Annotated in this window: 16 protein-coding genes and 1 tRNA gene; 8 read left to right on the top strand and 9 right to left on the bottom strand. The window is 64.5% G+C overall.

Going from position 1 to position 15,456, the window contains the following annotated elements; genetic code table 11:
• The first annotated feature begins 127 nt into the window (after positions 1-127).
• Both M1D44_RS12690 and maiA read left to right on the top strand, forming a co-directional pair.
• Positions 128-829, top strand: a complete 702-nt coding sequence (locus M1D44_RS12690; protein ID WP_024976732.1) for a fumarylacetoacetate hydrolase family protein — start codon at positions 128-130, stop codon at positions 827-829.
• Positions 830-847: 18 nt separating this feature from the next.
• A complete protein-coding gene (gene maiA / locus M1D44_RS12685; RefSeq protein ID WP_316852780.1) occupies positions 848-1,498 on the top strand; it encodes a maleylacetoacetate isomerase in 651 nt (216 codons plus the stop codon).
• A gap of 42 nt (positions 1,499-1,540) precedes the next feature.
• Here the strand turns inward: maiA and ftsY are convergent, their stop codons facing one another.
• Positions 1,541-2,725: a signal recognition particle-docking protein FtsY gene (gene ftsY / locus M1D44_RS12680; protein ID WP_316683784.1), complete on the bottom strand. Its 1,185-nt coding sequence runs from the start codon at positions 2,723-2,725 to the stop codon at positions 1,541-1,543.
• A 60-nt stretch (positions 2,726-2,785) separates the two neighbouring features.
• On the opposite strand from ftsY, the gene M1D44_RS12675 reads away from it, so the two are divergent.
• The 5 genes from M1D44_RS12675 to M1D44_RS12655 all read left to right on the top strand — a co-directional run bounded on the left by M1D44_RS12675 (position 2,786) and on the right by M1D44_RS12655 (position 7,376).
• Positions 2,786-4,282 (top strand): M16 family metallopeptidase, encoded by a 1,497-nt coding sequence (locus M1D44_RS12675; RefSeq protein ID WP_024976729.1) that lies wholly within the window; start codon positions 2,786-2,788, stop codon positions 4,280-4,282.
• Positions 4,282-5,634 (top strand): M16 family metallopeptidase, encoded by a 1,353-nt coding sequence (locus tag M1D44_RS12670; protein WP_316683783.1) that lies wholly within the window; start codon positions 4,282-4,284, stop codon positions 5,632-5,634. The genes M1D44_RS12675 and M1D44_RS12670 overlap by 1 nt, the downstream gene beginning before the upstream one ends.
• A 76-nt stretch (positions 5,635-5,710) precedes the next feature.
• A complete protein-coding gene (rsmD, locus tag M1D44_RS12665) occupies positions 5,711-6,361 on the top strand; it encodes a 16S rRNA (guanine(966)-N(2))-methyltransferase RsmD (protein WP_316852779.1) in 651 nt (216 codons plus the stop codon).
• A 197-nt stretch (positions 6,362-6,558) separates the two neighbouring features.
• Positions 6,559-7,062 carry a pantetheine-phosphate adenylyltransferase gene (coaD, locus tag M1D44_RS12660; RefSeq protein ID WP_004633426.1) on the top strand — a complete coding sequence of 168 codons (504 nt, stop codon included), beginning with the start codon at positions 6,559-6,561 and terminating at the stop codon, positions 7,060-7,062.
• A gap of 50 nt (positions 7,063-7,112) precedes the next feature.
• Positions 7,113-7,376, top strand: coding sequence for a YfhL family 4Fe-4S dicluster ferredoxin (locus M1D44_RS12655; protein ID WP_316852778.1), 264 nt, complete (start codon positions 7,113-7,115; stop codon positions 7,374-7,376).
• Positions 7,377-7,443: 67 nt separating this feature from the next.
• Here the strand turns inward: M1D44_RS12655 and M1D44_RS12650 are convergent, their stop codons facing one another.
• The 8 genes from M1D44_RS12650 to M1D44_RS12615 all read right to left on the bottom strand — a co-directional run bounded on the left by M1D44_RS12650 (position 7,444) and on the right by M1D44_RS12615 (position 14,267).
• Positions 7,444-8,091 (bottom strand): DUF4124 domain-containing protein, encoded by a 648-nt coding sequence (locus M1D44_RS12650; protein ID WP_439004506.1) that lies wholly within the window; start codon positions 8,089-8,091, stop codon positions 7,444-7,446.
• Positions 8,092-8,115: 24 nt separating this feature from the next.
• Positions 8,116-8,718: an aminoacyl-tRNA hydrolase gene (pth, locus tag M1D44_RS12645; RefSeq protein ID WP_012761087.1), complete on the bottom strand. Its 603-nt coding sequence runs from the start codon at positions 8,716-8,718 to the stop codon at positions 8,116-8,118.
• 169 nt (positions 8,719-8,887) lie between these two features.
• Positions 8,888-9,511: a 50S ribosomal protein L25/general stress protein Ctc gene (locus M1D44_RS12640; RefSeq protein WP_024976725.1), complete on the bottom strand. Its 624-nt coding sequence runs from the start codon at positions 9,509-9,511 to the stop codon at positions 8,888-8,890.
• 152 nt (positions 9,512-9,663) lie between these two features.
• Complete coding sequence (locus tag M1D44_RS12635; protein ID WP_004633415.1) at positions 9,664-10,614, bottom strand: ribose-phosphate pyrophosphokinase; 951 nt, start codon at positions 10,612-10,614, stop codon at positions 9,664-9,666.
• 82 nt (positions 10,615-10,696) lie between these two features.
• Positions 10,697-10,773, bottom strand: a tRNA-Gln gene (locus tag M1D44_RS12630).
• Positions 10,774-10,823: 50 nt separating this feature from the next.
• Positions 10,824-11,693, bottom strand: coding sequence for a 4-(cytidine 5'-diphospho)-2-C-methyl-D-erythritol kinase (gene ispE, locus M1D44_RS12625; protein ID WP_316683782.1), 870 nt, complete (start codon positions 11,691-11,693; stop codon positions 10,824-10,826).
• A gap of 13 nt (positions 11,694-11,706) precedes the next feature.
• Positions 11,707-12,330 (bottom strand): lipoprotein insertase outer membrane protein LolB, encoded by a 624-nt coding sequence (gene lolB, locus M1D44_RS12620; RefSeq protein WP_316852777.1) that lies wholly within the window; start codon positions 12,328-12,330, stop codon positions 11,707-11,709.
• The gene (locus M1D44_RS12615) at positions 12,330-14,267 is read right to left on the bottom strand and encodes a tetratricopeptide repeat protein (RefSeq protein WP_024976722.1); all 1,938 of its coding nucleotides are present in this window, start codon (positions 14,265-14,267) and stop codon (positions 12,330-12,332) included. The genes lolB and M1D44_RS12615 overlap by 1 nt, the downstream gene beginning before the upstream one ends.
• 101 nt (positions 14,268-14,368) lie before the next feature.
• On the opposite strand from M1D44_RS12615, the gene mutM reads away from it, so the two are divergent.
• On the top strand, positions 14,369-15,244 hold the full coding sequence (gene mutM, locus M1D44_RS12610; protein ID WP_316852776.1) for a bifunctional DNA-formamidopyrimidine glycosylase/DNA-(apurinic or apyrimidinic site) lyase: 876 nt from the start codon (positions 14,369-14,371) through the stop codon (positions 15,242-15,244).
• Positions 15,245-15,456 lie beyond the last annotated feature (212 nt).

The raw sequence follows: 15,456 nt of genomic DNA, 5'->3' as shown, positions 1-15,456 counted from the left end.
CACGCCACTCATGCAAGAACCGCGCCGGGCCGGTGCGGGTGTATTCTCGCAAACTCGTCGGTCGCCGGGGGGCGGTGGCCGCAGTGTCCCCACCTGTTCCAATCCAGCTTAGTCCCAGGAGACCCGCATGACCGAGTTCGTCGTCACCCCGCCCGCCGTCAATGGCATTCCCGTCCGTGGCGGGCATGGCCAGTTTCCGGTGCGCCGCGTGTATTGCGTCGGCCGCAACTACGCCGCCCATGCCCGCGAGATGGGCTCCGACCCCGACCGCGAACCGCCGTTCTTCTTCTGCAAGCCGGCCGACGCCGTGCGCTACATCCCCGACGGTGAGACCGGCCAGTTCGTCTACCCGACCGAAACCAAGGACTGCCACTACGAGATCGAACTGGTGGTCGCCATCGGCACGGGGGGCCGCGACATCTCTGTGGAAACCGCAGCCAACCACATCTACGGTTACGCCGTCGGCCTGGACATGACGCGCCGCGACCTGCAGAACGCCGCCAAGAAGGGCGGTCGCCCGTGGGAAACCGGCAAGGCGTTCGACGGCTCGGCACCCATCGGGCCGATCGTCCCGGCCAAGGATGTCGCCCACGCAGACAAGGGCGCCGTCACGCTGTCGGTCAATGGCCGCGAACACCAGCGCGGTGACCTGTCGGACCTGATCTGGTCGGTGCCGGAAACCATTGCGTATCTGTCGCGCCTGTTCGAACTGCGCCCCGGCGATCTGATCTACACCGGCACGCCCGAAGGCGTCGGCCCGGTCGTCGTCGGCGATTTGATGGTCGGCAAGATCGACGGCGTGGGCGAGCTGCATGTGAAGGTCATTTGAGCGGAAGAGTCAGAAGCCATGTCGATCAAGCTGTATAACTACTTCCGCAGCTCGGCGTCGTTCCGTGTGCGCATCGCCCTGGAGTTGAAGGGCTTGCCGTACGACTACGCGCCGGTGCACCTGCTCAAGGGCGAGCAGATGGCGCCCGACTTCGTCAAGCTGAACCCCGACGCGCTGGTGCCCGTGCTGTGCGACGGCAACGACGTGCTGAACCAGTCCTTGGCGATCGTCGAATACCTGGAAGAGACACATCCCGAGCCCACGCTGCTGCCGGGCTCGCCAAGCAACCGCGCCCACATCCGTGCGATTGCGCTGGCCATCGCGTGCGAGATCCATCCGCTGAACAATCCGCGTGTGCTCAAGTATCTGAAGAACACGTTCAACGTGGAAGAAGAGGCGCGCAACGACTGGTACCGCCACTGGGTGAAGCTGGGGTTTGCAGCGTTGGAGACGCGGCTGTCGGCGTCACCGCTCACGGGCGCCTACTGTGTTGGCGACACGCCGACGCTGGCCGATGTGTGCCTCGTGCCGCAGGTGTTCAACGGCAAGCGGTTTGATGTGGCGGTGGAGGATTACCCGACGCTTGCGCGCATCTTTGAGCACTGCATGGCGCAGGAGGCGTTTCAGAGGGCTGCGCCTGGGGTGCAGCCGGATGCGGTTTCCGCGTAAGCAGTAAGGATTCCGGCGTCATTGCGACGCCGGGTTCATCGTTTATCCCAACAACGCGTCAGCAAATTCCCGCGCAGAGAACGGCTGCAGGTCTTCAACCTGCTCACCCACGCCGATGAAGTACACCGGCACCGGACGCTGCCGTGCGATGGCAGCCAGGATGCCGCCCTTGGCAGTGCCATCCAGCTTGGTGACGATCAGGCCCGTGAGGCCCAGCGCTTCATCAAAGGCTTTGACTTGCGCGAGGGCGTTCTGCCCCGTGTTGCCATCGATCACCAGCAGCGTTTCGTGCGGCGCCGTGGCCATCGCCTTGGCGGTCACGCGGCGCACCTTCTTGAGTTCTTCCATCAGGTGCAACTGCGTCGGCAGGCGGCCGGCGGTGTCGGCCATGACGATGTCGATGCCGCGTGCGCGTGCGGCGTTCACCGCATCGAAGATCACGGCGGCCGGGTCGCCCGATTCCTGCGCCACCACCGTGACGTTGTTGCGCTGACCCCAGATCACGAGTTGCTCTCGCGCGGCGGCGCGGAACGTGTCACCCGCGGCCAGCAGCACCGATTGGCCGTAGGTCTGGAAGTGCTTGCACAGCTTGCCGATGCTGGTCGTCTTGCCGGCGCCGTTCACGCCCGCGATCATGATCACCATCGGCTGTTCGCGGCCGAGCACCATGGTTTTTTCCAAGGGGTGCAGTAGCTCGACCAGCAAGTCGCGCAGGGCGGTCTTCACGCCTTCGGCGGTTTCGATGCGCTGAGCTTTGATGCGGCGGCGCAGTTCGCCCAGTAGGTATTCGGTGGCGTCGACACCAGCGTCGGCCATCAGCAGCGCGGTCTCCAGCTCTTCGAACAGCGCTTCGTCCACCTTCACGCCAACGAACAGCGTGGTCAGGCCCTTGCTCGTCTTCGACAGGCCGGAGCGCAGGCGCGACATCCAGCCCTTGCGGGCCTGTTCGATCACGGCGGGCGTGGGCACGGTCTCGACATCGTCGGTTTGCACGTCGAGTGCAGGCTGCACGGCAGGTGCGTCCGGCACGGCAATGTGAGCCGGGAGGGCGACAGGTACGGGAGCAGGCGCAGCGACGGGCTGGGGGGCTGCAACCGGGGCGGGTACGGGCGCGGGGGCAGGGATGGCAGCCGGGGCAGGTGCCTGCGCGGCTTCAGGCGCCGCTGCGGGCGTGGGTTCGGCGGCCGGTTGGGGCTCTGCCTTGCGCTTCTTCCAGAAACTAAACATCGTAAAAGGCAGTCTATTTCGCCGTTAGAATCAAGCGTCGAATTTTATCAGACAGCCCTTATGCGCTCTTCCATGCGAATCGTTTCAAACCGGGCTCGGTCGCGAGTCTGGCAATTGGCTGCGACGGCCCTGGCGGCAGGCCTGCTGGCCGGCCATGTTGGCGCGCAGGAACTTGCTGCTGCGCCCGGGCGCCCGGTGGCTACCGCCAGCGGCGCCAAAGTGGGTGCCAGCCAGTCCGACACGCACGAATACAAGCTGCCCAACGGGCTCCAACTGATCGTCAAGGAAGACCACCGTGCCCCCACCGTGGCGCACATGGTCTGGTATCACGCCGGCAGCATCGACGAGCACAATGGCACCACGGGTGTCGCCCACATGCTTGAGCACATGATGTTCAAGGGCACCAAGGCTGTCGGCCCCGGCGAGTTCTCTCGCCGCGTGGCAGCCCTGGGCGGCCGTGAAAACGCCATGACCACGCGCGACTTCACGATGTATTTCCAGCAGATCGAGAAGTCGCACTTGGCCGATGTGATGGGGCTTGAAGCCGATCGCATGGCCAATCTCCAGCTGACCGACAAGGAGTTCAAGCCGGAGATGAACGTGGTGAAGGAGGAGCGCCGCATGCGCATCGACGACTCCGCCCGTTCCACCGTCTACGAGCAGATGCTCGCCACGCTGTTCAACGCCGCGCCGTACCGGAACCCGACCATTGGCTGGCCGGGCGATCTCGACACGATGACGGTGCAGGACGCGCAGAACTGGTACCACGCCTGGTACACGCCCAACAACGTCACCGTGATCGTCGCGGGCGATGTCAACCCCGATGAAGTCTTCCGCCTCGCGCAGCGCACCTACGGCAAGCTCAAGCCGCATGCGCTGCCGCGCCGCTACGCGCAGGAAGAGCCCAAGCAGATTGGCGTGAAGCGCATCTGGGTGAAGGCGCCTGCCGAGAACCCGTATGTTGTGCTGGCATACAAGGTGCCGCGTTTGATCGATGTGGAAAAGGACGTCGACCCGTACGCGCTGGAAGTCCTGTCGGCCGTGCTCGATGGCTATGACAACGCGCGCCTATCGAGCCAGCTCGTCAAGGGTGAAAAGCGTATCGCCGACGACGTCAACGCCGGCTACGACGGCCTGAACCGCGGCCCCTCGATCTTCCTGATGGACGGCACGCCCGCCGACGGCCACACCACCGCCGAGATCGAACAGGCCCTGCGCGCGCAGATCGAGCGCATCGCCAAGGAGGGCGTGACCGATGCCGAACTGAAGCGCGTCAAGGCGCAGGTTGTGGCCGCCCAGATCTACAAGCGCGACTCGGTGTTCGGCCAGGGCATGGAGATCGGGATGAACGAGATGAGCGGTCTGTCGTGGCGGTCCATTGATCGCCAGCTTGAGAAGATCAAGGCCGTGACGTCGGCGCAGATCCAGCACGTGGCGCAGACGTATTTCAGCGAAGACAACCTCGTCGTCGCCACGCTGCTGCCGCAACCGATCGATCCCAACAAACCGGCGCGCAAGCCTGTTCCTGGCATGCGCGAAGAAGGAGGGCTGCGTTGATGCGCGCCATGTCTCTGACCCTGAAGACGGCGCTGGTCGCCATTGTTGCCGCGGCGGCGCAGAGTGCTCTGGCCGCGCTGCCCATCGAACACTGGACGGCCCCGACCGGCGCGCGCGTGTTTTTCGTGCCGAGCCCGTCGATCCCGATGCTCGACATCAATCTCGACGTGGATGCGGGTTCGCGCTACGAGCCAGCGGCGAAGGTTGGCCTCGCCTCGCTGACGGCCGGCATGCTCGACAAGGGCGTCGCCGCGCAGGGCAACGCACCCGCGCGCGATGAAGCGGCAATTGCCGATGCGTTTGCCGATGTGGGTGCGAGCTTTGGTGGCGGTGCGGGCGGCGATCGCACAAGCCTGCGTCTGCGCACGCTGTCCGACCCGAACGAGCGAGGCCCGGCCATCGCGCTGATGACGCAGATCATCTCGGCGCCGACCTTCCCCGACGCCGTGCTCGCGCGGGACAAGCAGCGCCTTGTGGCGGCCATCCGCGAATCGCTGACCAAGCCGTCGGTGCTGGCCGAGCGCGCGTTCGGCAAGGCCATCTACGGCACGCATCCGTACGGGCAGACCGCTTCGCCGGAAACGGTGGAGAGCATCACGCGTGACGACATCGTGCACTACTACCAGGCCAACTACACGGCCAAGCGCGCAGTGGTGACGCTGATCGGTGCGATCAGCCGTAAGGAAGCCGAGGCCATCGCCGAGCAGATCACGCGCGGCCTGCCCGCTGACGGCGCCACGCCGCCGACGCTGCCCGATGTGAAGATGCCCCTGGCTAAGGCCGAGACGATCCGCATTCCGCATCCGGCGCAGCAGGCGACCATCATCCTCGGCCAACCGGGCATTGCGCGCGGCGATAAGGATTATTTTCCGCTGCTGGTCGGTAATTACGTGCTCGGTGGTGGCGGTTTCAGTGCGCGCCTGACCAACGAAGTGCGCGAGAAGCGCGGCCTGACGTACAGCATCGGCAGCTACTTTGCGCCCGCCGCGCAGCCCGGTCCGTTCGAGTTGGCGCTGCAGACGCGCAAGGACCAGACCGAAGAAGCGTTGGGCGTCGTGCGTGACACCGTTGCCAAGTTCGTCGCCGATGGCCCGACCGACGCGGAACTGAAGGCCGCCAAGGACAACCTCGTCAACGGTTTCCCGCTACGCCTGGACAGCAACCGCAAGCTGCTGGACAACGTGGCCAACATCGGCTGGTACAACCTGCCGCTCGACTATTTGGACACGTGGACGCAGCGCATCGCGGCTGTCACGCGTGACCAGGTGCGTGCGGCATTCCAGCGCGCGCTGCAACCGCAGACCATGGCGACGATCGTGGTGGGCGGTCCGGGGAAAGTCGCTGCGAACTGACGCACGGCGGCTGAATCCGAAAAACCGGCGGCATCTCCCGCCGGTTTTTGTTTGCGCTGGCACTACAATCGCGCCCATGGCACCTCGTACCTCAAAAGGCCCTAAGGCCAAGACCACCACGTCGCATGCGCGCGCACCGCAGCAGGTTCGCATCATCGGCGGGCAATACAAGCGCACGCCGCTCCCGGTGGTCGACGCCGACGGCTTGCGCCCGACCAGCGACCGCGTCCGCGAAACCGTTTTCAACTGGCTCGGTCAAGACCTGACCGGCTGGCGCTGCGCAGATATCTTTGCCGGCACTGGCGCGCTCGGCTTTGAGGCGGCTTCGCGCGGCGCTGCGCACGTGACGCTCATCGAAAACCACGCCCCGGCCGTGCGCGCGTTGCACGCCATCCGCGACAAGCTGGGCGCACGTATGGTCGACATCGTCTCCGGCGACGCCTTTGCCTGGCTCGCTCGCCAGCCCGATGCTGCGCTCGATGCGGTGTTCATCGATCCGCCGTTTGCACAGGACTGGACGTTGCGGGCATTGGAAGCCGCAACCCGGGTGGTCAAGCCAGGAGGCGTGATCTACGTTGAAGCGGCACAGGCGTTGGTGGATGCGAGTACTGATTCACATGGCGACGAGCCGACCGCCGGTATCGCGTTGCCTGCCGATCTGGTGCTTCACAAACACCTGCGCGCCGGTGCGGTGCATGCACATTTGCTGCTCCGCAAAAACGGTTAAACTACGCCGCTCGCAACCGATGCATGAGCATCGAGCGGCACCCGCAACGCCGGTGCCCTCGGTCGGTATCGGTGGCCCAGGCGGCAGGCTCGGGACCTGCCGCGCTCGATAACGCAATGGTGTCCGAATGCAGTACCGGCGCGGCCATGTCCCACGCCGACGCTTGCGGATGCTCTTTTCCCCTTGGTGGAGGAACCATGGTGATCGCGGTTTATCCCGGCACTTTCGATCCGTTCACGCGCGGCCACGAAGACCTCGTGCGGCGTGCGTCCAATATCTTCGACGAGCTGATCGTCGGGGTGGCGCAGAGCCCGAACAAGCGGCCGTTCTTCGCGCTGGAAGAGCGCATCGAGATCGCCCGTGAAGTGCTCGGCCATTACCCCAACGTGCGGGTGGAAGGGTTTTCCGGCCTCTTGAAGGATTTCGTTCGCAAGAACGGCGCGCGCGTCATCGTGCGGGGCCTGCGTGCCGTGTCGGATTTCGAGTACGAATTCCAGATGGCCGGCATGAACCGCTACCTGCTGCCGGACGTGGAAACCATGTTCCTCACCCCGTCGGATCAATACCAGTTCATCTCGGGCACGTTTGTGCGCGAAATCGCCGTGCTTGGCGGTGATGTGAGCAAGTTCGTGTTCCCGTCGGTCGAAAAGTGGCTCAAGGAAAAGACCGGCAAGACGGAAGGGTCGGGGAAATCGGAATAAAATGACGCTTTGGCGAGCGCTGGCTCGCCGGCCATTTCAAGGAAGGCATCATGGCGCTCATAATCACCGATGAGTGCATCAATTGCGACGTATGCGAGCCTGAGTGCCCCAACGGCGCGATTTCGATGGGCCCGGAGATCTACGTGATCGACCCGGGCAAATGTACCGAATGCGTCGGCCACTTTGACGAGCCTCAGTGCCAGCAGGTCTGTCCGGTGGATTGCATTCCCAAGGACCCGGCCCATGAGGAAACGCACGAGCAGTTGATGCAGAAGTACACCCAGCTCATCTCAGCACCACCACGCGCAGCGTGAGCACACAAAAAAGAGACGGCTTTGGCCGTCTCTTTTCATTGGTACCTACCGTTCGTGGGCATTACGTTTACTGGATCGGCAGCAGATCTTCCGGCCCTTCGTACGCATAGCCCGGTTCGCAGACGATGCGGTAATGCGGGTAATGCGGATGCAGTGGGCGCGGCACGATGGGTGTGGGCGCCAACGGTGCTTGCGCGAACGGCTTCGGGCCATTGCCAGGTTGGCGTAGCGCGCCAGCAGCCGGCGCGGGAGGTTGGCGGATCACCGGCATCGGCGTCGGATAGGGTTGCGGGTATGGCGCCGGGTACGGCAACGGCCCCACGTAGACGCGACGGCAGTAGCGAACGCCTTCCTGCGCAACCACCACTTTCTGTCGTTGCTCGCGGCGCGCCTGTTCGGCAGCCTGTGCGGCCATCTGGGCTTGGCGGGCATCTTCCGCTGCCTGCGCTTTTCGGCGTGCCGATTCCATCTGCTGCACTTCGGCGGCTTCGGCGCTAGCGCGTTCGCGGGCAGCCTTTTGATCGGCGGCGCTGGGCGTGTTGTCGATCATCGGCACGGGCTGCGCGCGCGTACCGCAGGGGTGGTCAGAATAGGTCGTCTGGCCGTTTTCGCTGCAGCGATACACCTGCGCTTGCGCCGGCAGACTAGCCGCCAGGCCGAGCGCCAGACCCGCCAGCACGGCGGCGCGTGAGGTCAGTATGGCGAACCGTGTCATGGCGGTGTCCTCGGTGTTGGCGGATCAGCGTGCGGTGTGCAGGCGCATCATGGCTTTCTCGGCGTTGCCGGCAATCAGCTCGGGCAGCGCATCCAGGCTCTGATCGATGGCGCGATCGATTAGGTCCTGCTCTTCCTTGCGAGGCGCCTTGAGCACGAAGTTGGCAACGTCATGCTGGCCGGACGCTGCGGTGCCCGGCGGCAACAGGTTGCGCGGGTGGCCGATGCCCAGCCGCAGCCGCCAGAACTGTTGCGTGGTCAGATGTGCCGCAATGTCCTTCAAGCCGTTATGGCCACCGGAACCGCCACCGAGCTTGAGCTTGACAGCGCCGGGTGGCAAATCCAGTTCGTCATGCACGACCAGGATTTCATCGGGCATCACTTTGTAGAAGCGGGCAAGCGCCACGGTGGCCAGGCCCGAGCGGTTCATGAAGGTTTGCGGCTGCAGCAGCCACACCTCGTTGCCCCAAAGGTTGGCGCGCGCTGCATAGCCGTGAAAGCGCGTCTCGTTGCGCAGCGTCACGTTGCCCATGCGCGCGAGTTGGTCGACCAGCCAGAAGCCGGCGTTGTGTCGCGTCGCCGCATATTCGGCCCCCGGATTGCCGAGGCCGACGATGAGTTTGATCATGCGATTCGTATCAGGTTGAGGTGCAGGAAGCGCCCCTTGATCGTACAAGCATAGCTGCTTTCCGCAGCCTGGAGGCTGTGCGGCGCGCGCCGCTCAGGCAGAAAAAAAGCCCGGCGAGACAGGCTCGGCGGGCTTCTTTCGCTCGCACCGAAGTGCGAGGGGCGGCAACTTAGGCTGCCGGCTTGTCTTCGCCTGCAGCAGCGCCTTCTTCGGCGGCAGCGGACTTCTCGCCAGCCGGCACGCTGATGTTGGCAACAGCCGGGTTCTCATCGCCACCGTGGGTGAGGATGGTCACGCCCTTCGGCAGCTTCAGGTCAGCGATGTGCAGGGTCTGGCCGATTTCCAGCGTACCCAGATCCACTTCGATGAACTCGGGCAGGTCGGCCGGCAGGCACGACACTTCAACGTCGTTCAGGATGTGGTTCACGATACCGTGGCCCAGCTTCACGCCAGGAGCAGTTTCCTGATTCATGAAGTGCAGGGGCACCTTGACGTGGATCTTTTCCTTGGCCGACACGCGCTGGAAGTCGACGTGCAGAACCAGTTGCTTGAACGGGTGCAGTTGGAAGTCACGCAGCAGCGCCTTTTCCACCTTGCCAGCCACTTCGATGTCGAGGATCGACGAGTGGAAGGCTTCCTTCTTCAGCGCGTGGTACAGCGCGTTGTGATCGAGTTCGATCAGCTTCGGCTCGGCGCCAGCGCCGTAAATGATGGCCGGCGTCTTGCCGGAATTGCGCAGGCGGCGGCTCGCACCAGTGCCCTGAACGCTACGCTCGAAAGCGACAACTTTCATGATTGCTCCAAACGAAAAAGACGACTCGCGACCAAGCCGTCTGGTGAACGGGGCGCCATATTGCGCCCCGCAGACACCGCAGAAGTGCCGTCTAGTCGACGTTTTCTGCAGTAAAGCCTTGAATTATAACAGTAAGCCGCTCGGGTGCTGAATCATTCCGCAAACAGCGACATGATCGAGTCACCGCGCACGATGCGGGTGAAGGTTTCGGCCAGCAGCGGCGCCGTCGAGAGCTGGCGGATCTTGCCGCACTTGATGGCGTCTTCGCGCAGCGGAATGGTATCGGTCACGACCACTTCGTCGAGCGCCGAGTCTGCGATGCGGGCAGCTGCGCCACCCGACAGCACCGGATGCGTGCAATACGAAAACACTTGCTTGGCGCCGCGCTCCTTGAGGACCTGCGCGGCCTTGCACAGCGTGCCGCCGGTATCGATCATGTCGTCCATGATCACGCAGTTGCGGCCGTCGACTTCACCGATGATGTTCATCACCTCAGCGACGTTGGCCTTCGGGCGACGCTTGTCGATGATCGCCAGATCCACGCCGAGTTGCTTGGCGAGTGCACGTGCGCGCACCACGCCACCGACGTCAGGCGACACCACCAGCAGGTCTTCGTAGTTCTTCTTGCGCAGGTCTTCGAGCAGGATCGGCGACGCGTAGATGTTGTCGACCGGGATATCGAAGAAGCCTTGAATTTGGTCAGCGTGGAGGTCCATCGTCAGCACGCGCTCGACGCCGGCGACTTCCAGCATGTTGGCCACGACCTTGGCCGTGATCGCCACACGCGCCGAACGCGGGCGACGGTCCTGGCGGGCATAGCCGAAGTAGGGGATGGCGGCCGTGATGCGGCGGGCAGACGCGCGCTTGAGCGCATCGACCATCACCATCAGTTCCATCAGATTGTCGTTGGTCGGGGCGCAGGTGGATTGCAGGATGAACACGTGCTTGCCGCGCACGTTCTCCTGGATCTCAACCTGGACTTCACCATCGGAGAATCGGCCGACGAGGGCCTTGCCTAGGGGAATGCCTAGGTGCTTGACGACAGCTTCGGCGAGTTTCGGGTTGGCGTTGCCGGTAAAAACCATCAAGCCTTCGCTGCTCATCGGGGCACCTGTTTTTCGACTTCAGACGCGCCGGTTAGTTAAAGCACCAACCGGGCTATTGCTGGAAACATGAGGAAGAAAATGGCAGGGGCGGAAGGATTCGAACCTACGCATGCCGGAATCAAAATCCGGTGCCTTAACCAGCTTGGCGACGCCCCTACACAACCTATTGGTTACCGCCTCCATTGCAGAGGCGATAACTGCAAACCTTACACAGCAAATCCTGCGAGCGGGTGATGCGTCAGACCTGCCGCATACCGACCTTCCCATTCGGAAGGCACCTGATCCGCTACCGCTTGCGCATGCTCGACGTTGTCGAACGGAGCAAACACGCAGGCGCCGGATCCGGTCATTCTTGCCAGAGGGCTGAATTGACGCAGCCAGACAAGTGCTCGGGCGATTTCGCCGTATTTCCTTTCCGCCACCGCTTGTAGGTCGTTGCGACCGTAAGCGAAAACAATTTGTTGGTCAGGAAAGTCCGTAATTATGGTGAGTGGCGTATCGCGTGTCAACCCTTCATCGGAAAAAATTGCGGGGGTGGGCACATGCACGCGTGGGTGAATCACCACGAAGGCAGCCGGCGGCAGCGTGACGGGCGTGAGTTCTTCGCCGATGCCCTCTGCGAAGGCGTTCTGGCCGAACACAAAGAAGGGCACGTCGGCGCCGAGCTTGAGGCCGATCGCCATCAGTTGCGTGCGTGGCAGATCAAGGCCCCAGAGGCGATTGAGCGCGAGCAGCGTGGTGGCTGCATCGGACGAGCCACCGCCAATGCCACCACCCATCGGCAGACGTTTCTCGATGGCGATGTCGACGCCGTAGGTGCAGCCCGTTTCCGCTTGCAGCAGACGCGCGGCGCGGATGACGAGGTCATCATCGGCGGGCACGCCCGGAATATCGGTGATGCGCACGAGGCGGCCGTCGGTGCGGCGCGTGAAATGGAGCGTGTCGCACCAGTCGATCAACTGGAAGACAGTTTGCAGCAAATGGTAGCCATCGGGCCGGCGGCCGACCACGTGCAGGAAGAGGTTGAGCTTGGCGGGCGCTGGGCAATCACGCAGCTCGACGGGTGCGGAAGACATGACGAGCGAGGCGTTACTGGTCGAGCACGAGCCGCACCGAGAGCGGGCCATTGGCGCCCTGCGGGCGATCAAGGTCGAGTCGGCGGATGCTGACCTTGGCGCCGTCGGAATTGTTTCCGTCGTCAGTCCAGGCGACGTAGTGGACAGTCCAGCCGTTCTGCTCGATGGTTTCGGGGCGCGATTGCGCATCACGTGCCACGCGTGCCGGTGTGCCGGGAGCGGGGCGGGCGCGCAGCCAGTCGCGCAGGCCGGAGACAGGCAGCGAAAAGCCGAGCGCATCCTGCATCAGCGTGTCGACTTCGGGGGCGCGGCGCGGCGGCTGGTTCGGCAGCTCAAGCGTGGCGCCCTGGTTGCTCTGGCTGACGATGGCCAGCGTCTGGCCCAGCGGCGACATCAGCTCAAGCTGCACGTCGGGTCCGCGCTCACGCCAGAGGAAGTTGCCGACGGCGCTTTGCTCGGCGTTGTTCTGCGTGTAACGGGCTGAGAAGCGACCCTGATAGCGCGTGATGGAGGCATCGGCGTCTTGCGTGCCGGCGAAGAGATCGTTAGCTGGCCGCAAGCTTGCGCAGCCGCTGAACAGCGCGCAGCCAGCGCCGAGCATCAGCGCGCCAAGCGCGCGCGTGAACCGCATCGCCATCAATTTGCACTCACGGGAACATTGGGCACCGGCTGACCGAAACGGCGCAGCGTGTCGCGCAGCGTGGTGTCGTTCACGTCGAGCTTGGACGCTTCGGTCCAGATCTGGCGCGCGTCGTCCTGCTTGCCCGATTGCCACAGCACTTCGCCCAGGTGCGCGCCGATTTCGGCTTGCGGGGCGGCAGCCCACGCCTTGCGCAGGATGTCTGTGGCGGCGGGCAGATCGCCGCGACGGTATTTGACCCAGCCCAGGCTGTCGGCGATGTAGGGATCATCCGGCGCCAGCGACACCGCTTTCTCCAGCAACTCCTGCGCTTCCTGCAGGCGCACGTTGCGATCGGCCAGCGAATAGCCGAGCGCGTTGTAGCCGATGGCCTGGCCGGGGCGCAGGTCGATCACCTTGCGCAGCAGCGTTTCCATGTTGTCGTAGTGCCCGTCGTGCTCTTCGAGCATTGCCAGTTGGTACGTATACTCGACGTTGTCCGGGTCGCTCTTGAGCAGCTCGTTGACGCGGGCCCGGGCGCGGCCGTAAGCCTTGGCGTCCATCAGCATGCCAATTTCTGCCTGGCGGATGCCGTCCATCAGGGCCTGGCGGCGCGGGCCGTCGGGCACGTCTTCGGAATCGGCGACGAGCTCGTCGAAGGTCTGTTGTGCCTCGTCGATGCGGCGCAGCTTGCCGAGCAACTGGCCGCGCTTGATGCCGGCTGCCAGCGCGGTCTGGCCATCGGCGTCGCCGTTGGCGGAACCGGTGATCTTGTCGACCCAGCCCAGCGCGCCGGCGTAGTCGCGTTTTTCCTCGGCCAACTGGGCGAGGCCCTGGTAGCCAGGTTCGGGGCTGAGGGTGGGCGACTTGGCGGTGGCCGTGACGTATTCCTTCAGGTAACGCTCGGCGTCATCGTACTGGCGCTGCTGCAGGTTCAGCAGGCCCAGTGCAAGCGTGATGCGCGCATCGTTGGGCGCGATCTTCTTGAGCGTTTCGAATTCAGCGCGCGCCTTGTCCTGCTGATTGCGCACGAGGTACATGCGTGCGAGCGCCAGGTGGCCATCGATGGAGGCTGGCGCGGCTTTCAGGAAACTGCGCAGGCCGGCGATGGCGGCATCGGGGTCGCCGTCGGCACGCAGTTCGGCAGCGAGGATGGCGGCGTCTTCATAACCGGGGCGCAGCTTGAGCGCGGTGTCCAGTTCCGTCAGTGCGCCGGGAACATCCTTGGCGGCAACCTTCGCGCGGGCCAAGGCCAGATGCGTTTCGGGGCGCTGCATGTCATGCGAGGCGATGCGCTGCAGCGCGCCTACGGCACCCGCCGGATCGCTGCTCTTGGACATCTGCTGCTGCAATTGCAGCAGGGCATCGGCACGCTGGCCGGGCGAGACCTTGTTCAACTGCGCCTGCAGCATCGGCTCGACTTCCGACCACTGGCCCGTCGCCACCAGCAAGAGTTGCTGCACCTGGCGTGCCGGCATGGAGGTTGGCGACAGTTCCACCCACAGGCGCGAGGCGGTCAGCGCTTGCGCGGGGGAGCGCGTCAGAAACGCGATTTCCGTGGCGCGCTGGGCAAAGCGGGGGTCGCGCGTGTCCTGTGCGAGCGCGAGGTAGGTGCGGTACGCCGGCTCGACCAGCCCACGCTGCAGCGACACTTCCGATGCCAGCACGCGGTACATGATGTCTTCAGTAAGCGCGACGCGCGGCAGATCGGTGCGCTCCGAGCTCGGCAGGCCGGTGCGCGGGCGCGAGCGTTCAATCTGGATGGCTGCGCGGCCGCCCGTACCGCCTTCCTGTGCCGCCTGGGCAAGGAGCGGGGCGCCAGCAACCGACTGCGACGACCAGGCCGGCAGGCTCGTCAGCCCTCCCGCCACCAGCGCGGCCAGAAGGGCCGTTCGGCTGCGCAGGAATCGCCGCGGGCGTTGCGTCGCGGGCGAACGGGAGAGGGCGTGAGGCATGGTCTCGAAGCTCCGGATGGGGGTTCGGGGCATTGTAGCCTGACCGCTACAATCGCCCGCATCGTAAAAAAGGTTGGAGCAGCACATGGGATGGAGGTTCGATGCCTGAGTTGCCGGAGGTCGAGGTCACTCGCCTGGGTTTGCTACCGCATATTACGGGGCGACGTATCGTGCGCGCCGTGGTGCGCCATCACGGCTTGCGCTGGCCCATCGATCCGGCGTTGCCGGAGTTGCTCGCGGGCTTGACTGTCACGCGCTTGCTGCGCCGGGGCAAATACCTGCTCATCGAATGCATGCCCGCGGTGGAACAATCCGGCCGCCGCGCTGGCACCGCGGGCGGCTGGTTGCTCATCCATCTTGGTATGACGGGCACCTTGCGTGTGCTGGAGGCGCCCGTGCCGCCCGGCCCACACGATCACGTCGATATCGAACTCGCCGATGCAACCGGCGTATCCATCACACTGCGCTATCGAGACCCGCGCCGCTTTGGTGCCATGCTCTGGCACGCTGGGGACGAAGCCGGGTTGGCCGAACACCCGCTGCTGCGCAATCTCGGCATTGAGCCGTTCGACGCGCGATTCGACGGCGACTGGATGTTCGCCCGCACGCGCGGGCGCCGGGTTGCCATCAAGTCGGCGCTGCTGGCGGGCGACATCGTGGTCGGCGTGGGCAATATCTATTGTTCGGAGAGTCTGTTTCGCGCCGGTATCCGGCCGACCACGGCGGCGGGCCGCATCAGCCGGCCACGCTATGCGGTGCTCGCCGAGGCCATTCGCGCTACGCTGGCCGATGCCATCGCGCGTGGCGGCAGCACGCTGCGCGACTTTGTCGGGTCAGACGGACAAAGCGGCTACTTCCAGCTCGAAGCCTTCGTGTACGACCGCGCTGGTCTGCCGTGCCGAGTGTGCGGCACGCCAATCCGGCAGATCGTGCAGGGGCAGCGCTCCACTTTCTACTGTCCGACCTGCCAGCGCTGATCGGTCTGCCAAGGGCATCGAAAGCCGCCTGAAAACGTGGCGCTGGAGCGATCTGGCCGCCATTTCGCAAGGTTTTTGAAGTGGGGTGTCCGGCCGCCGATGGCATCCCGCAACACTTGACTGCCCGGGCTGGGGAACCTTGTGGAAAGTTCGCCCGGAAGCTGGCGGTTCGCTGTATCGTTCCACCTAAATTTGTGCATTTCTGTGCCGTA

The sequence above is a fragment of the Ralstonia sp. SA306 genome (genome assembly GCF_054792405.1).
The sequence above is the reverse complement of the archived record's forward strand: the minus strand, read 5'-3'. Positions and strand labels throughout refer to the sequence as shown.

What these genes read in the sequence shown, in the direction of transcription:
- M1D44_RS12690 (WP_024976732.1), top strand. Translation starts at nt 128, where the DNA reads ATGACCGAGTTCGTCGTCACCCCGCCCGCCGTCAATGGCATTCCCGTC.
- maiA (WP_316852780.1), top strand. Translation starts at nt 848, where the DNA reads ATGTCGATCAAGCTGTATAACTACTTCCGCAGCTCGGCGTCGTTCCGT.
- ftsY (WP_316683784.1), bottom strand. Translation starts at nt 2,725, where the DNA reads ATGTTTAGTTTCTGGAAGAAGCGCAAGGCAGAGCCCCAACCGGCCGCC.
- M1D44_RS12675 (WP_024976729.1), top strand. Translation starts at nt 2,786, where the DNA reads ATGCGCTCTTCCATGCGAATCGTTTCAAACCGGGCTCGGTCGCGAGTC.
- M1D44_RS12670 (WP_316683783.1), top strand. Translation starts at nt 4,282, where the DNA reads ATGCGCGCCATGTCTCTGACCCTGAAGACGGCGCTGGTCGCCATTGTT.
- rsmD (WP_316852779.1), top strand. Translation starts at nt 5,711, where the DNA reads ATGGCACCTCGTACCTCAAAAGGCCCTAAGGCCAAGACCACCACGTCG.
- coaD (WP_004633426.1), top strand. Translation starts at nt 6,559, where the DNA reads ATGGTGATCGCGGTTTATCCCGGCACTTTCGATCCGTTCACGCGCGGC.
- M1D44_RS12655 (WP_316852778.1), top strand. Translation starts at nt 7,113, where the DNA reads ATGGCGCTCATAATCACCGATGAGTGCATCAATTGCGACGTATGCGAG.
- M1D44_RS12650 (WP_439004506.1), bottom strand. Translation starts at nt 8,091, where the DNA reads ATGACACGGTTCGCCATACTGACCTCACGCGCCGCCGTGCTGGCGGGT.
- pth (WP_012761087.1), bottom strand. Translation starts at nt 8,718, where the DNA reads ATGATCAAACTCATCGTCGGCCTCGGCAATCCGGGGGCCGAATATGCG.
- M1D44_RS12640 (WP_024976725.1), bottom strand. Translation starts at nt 9,511, where the DNA reads ATGAAAGTTGTCGCTTTCGAGCGTAGCGTTCAGGGCACTGGTGCGAGC.
- M1D44_RS12635 (WP_004633415.1), bottom strand. Translation starts at nt 10,614, where the DNA reads ATGAGCAGCGAAGGCTTGATGGTTTTTACCGGCAACGCCAACCCGAAA.
- ispE (WP_316683782.1), bottom strand. Translation starts at nt 11,693, where the DNA reads ATGTCTTCCGCACCCGTCGAGCTGCGTGATTGCCCAGCGCCCGCCAAG.
- lolB (WP_316852777.1), bottom strand. Translation starts at nt 12,330, where the DNA reads ATGGCGATGCGGTTCACGCGCGCGCTTGGCGCGCTGATGCTCGGCGCT.
- M1D44_RS12615 (WP_024976722.1), bottom strand. Translation starts at nt 14,267, where the DNA reads ATGCCTCACGCCCTCTCCCGTTCGCCCGCGACGCAACGCCCGCGGCGA.
- mutM (WP_316852776.1), top strand. Translation starts at nt 14,369, where the DNA reads ATGCCTGAGTTGCCGGAGGTCGAGGTCACTCGCCTGGGTTTGCTACCG.